The sequence below is a fragment of the Deltaproteobacteria bacterium genome, from assembly GCA_019308905.1.
Taxonomy (GTDB): domain Bacteria; phylum Desulfobacterota; class BSN033; order WVXP01; family WVXP01; genus JAFDHF01.
In genome coordinates, this window is sequence record JAFDHF010000150.1 from 1 (window position 1) to 2,106 (window position 2,106).

At 55.4% G+C, this 2,106-nt stretch carries 2 protein-coding genes; both read left to right on the plus strand.

Annotated features, from left to right (window positions below):
• Positions 1-422 (plus strand): hypothetical protein (locus tag JRJ26_20700; protein MBW2059910.1); only part of this gene is annotated, 422 nt, incomplete at its 5' end.
• A gap of 6 nt (positions 423-428) precedes the next feature.
• A partial coding sequence (locus JRJ26_20705) for a putative DNA binding domain-containing protein (protein MBW2059911.1) occupies positions 429-2,106 on the plus strand: 1,678 nt, incomplete at its 3' end.

Consider the following 2,106-nt stretch of genomic DNA (forward strand, 5'->3'; position numbering starts at 1 on the left):
CCTTTGCTCAGGCGGACATAAACACGGTGATCGTGCTCCTTTCTCCGGCCGATGATGCGAGGGAATGGGGACTGGAGAAAACTGCGCGTTTTGTAGCTTTTAAGATGCCCTTCGAGGAGATAATTCATCCGGTCATTTTTGAGGAAATCGAAGAAACGACTGATACCACCAGACTCCCGGAGTTCCGCTGTATCGCTAAGTCCCAGCGTGAGCTCTATGATGAAGGGCTGGAGATCACCGGGGAAAAGGGGACCGTCTCTGCCATGAAAGCCAGATACATCGGCAACAAATGGGGCGGCAAATACCTGCGGGCGCCTGATATCTTCTTTACCATTCTGGAGAAGGGTGGGCGCTGGAGGGTTATGGAGTTTCAGGGCTCATCCCTCCTTGTGGAAGATATTACGGACCAATTGGAGGATTGAAGATCGATGTTTCGCACAAGAGATGAGATCTTGAACATCCTGCGGCAACTGGGCCACCGGGCGGCACGTGAGTTCGAGGACGAAACATTGGACTTCAAGGCCTGTCCGAGAGATAAGAGAAAGATTATCCAGATGGTGGTGGAATATGCCGTCTGCTTTGCCAACGCCGGAGGCGGGACTCTGGTGCTCGGGGTAGATGACAGGACGACGGGTTTAGATAAGGCCGTGAGGGGGTGTCCGGAGCTCGACCTTCTGGAAATGAAGCGCACTGTTTATGACTCTACTGATCCGAAAATCCTTGTGGAAACAGAAGAACTGGAATTTTCCGGGAGGCGGGTGATCCTCATCCATATTCCAGAGGGTACGGACGTTCACACCACAACAAAGGGCCTGGCCAAGATCCGTGTGGGCAAGGACTGTCAGCCCCTCACAGGCACCATGAGGCGAATTCTGCCCTTCCGGAAGGGGCTTGCCGACTTCGCCGCGCAAACGCTTGCCGAACCCTGGGCCGAGCTCCTTGATCCGGAGGAGATCCGCCGTATGCGCCGCACCCTCCAGGAGCGAGATCCGCGCTCCGCCCTGCTTCAACAGCCTGATGAGCAGTTCCTTCAGGGCCTTGGTCTCTTAGTAAGGGAGGAAGAGGAGCTCCGGCTTACTATAGCCGGATTGCTCCTGGCAGGTCGGGAGGATGCTCTGCGGGAGTTTCTTCCCCAGCACGAGGTGACCTACCTTCACATGACTTCACCCATGGAGTATCGCCGTCGTCGTGACCTGCGTCAACCGATTTTGAAACTTCTGGAGAGCATCCACGAGGCAATCTCCGTGGACAATCCCATTTTTACTCTGAAGGTGGGGCTGTTCCACTTTGAGATTCCAGCTTTTCCGCCCGATGTTTACCGCGAAGCCCTCCTCAACGCCCTCACCCACAGGGATTACACCGACATGTCAGGTCGGGTTATGGTCTGGCAGTATGAGAACAGGCTGGAGGTTCAAAATCCCGGCGGTTTATTGCCGGGCATCACCCCGGAGAACATCCTGCGGGCGGGTCCCCGACACCGCAACCCCCTCCTGGCGGAGGCCCTGCAGAAGCTCCGGCTTGTGGAGCGTTCCGGAGTGGGGATCGATCGGATGTTCTACATTCAGCTCTATCACGGTAAGGAACCTCCCTCCTTTGAGACGGATCCTGCCAATAGCTCCCTCAAGGTAAGCCTTCATAACGGGGTTGTGGATAGTACCTTTGCCCTCTTTGTCAGGAGAGAGGAGGAGGCGGGTCGCCCTCTCGGTTTGGATAATCTCCTTGTCCTTTCAGCACTTCGCAGACACAGGGAACTCACGACCTCCATGGCAGCTCAGGTCCTCCAGGTGGATGACCGGAACGCCAGGAGTGTGCTCAACCGGATGGTTGCACAGGGGTATCTCGAACGGGGGGGCAGAGGCAAAGGCACTGTTTTTCGCCTCAGTGGATCGGTTTATGAGAGTCTGGGACAGTCCATCCAGTATATCAGGGAGAAAGGTATCGACGAGCTGAGGTTTGAGGAGCTCATTCTGGAGTATGTGCGCCAGTATGATTCCGTTTCCAACAGGCAGGTGAGGGAGCTATTAGGAGTAAACCGGTTTGTTGCAACCCGCTTGCTTCGGAGCCTTGTGAAAAAAAGGATGCTGAAACCTAAAACCCGAAGGGGTA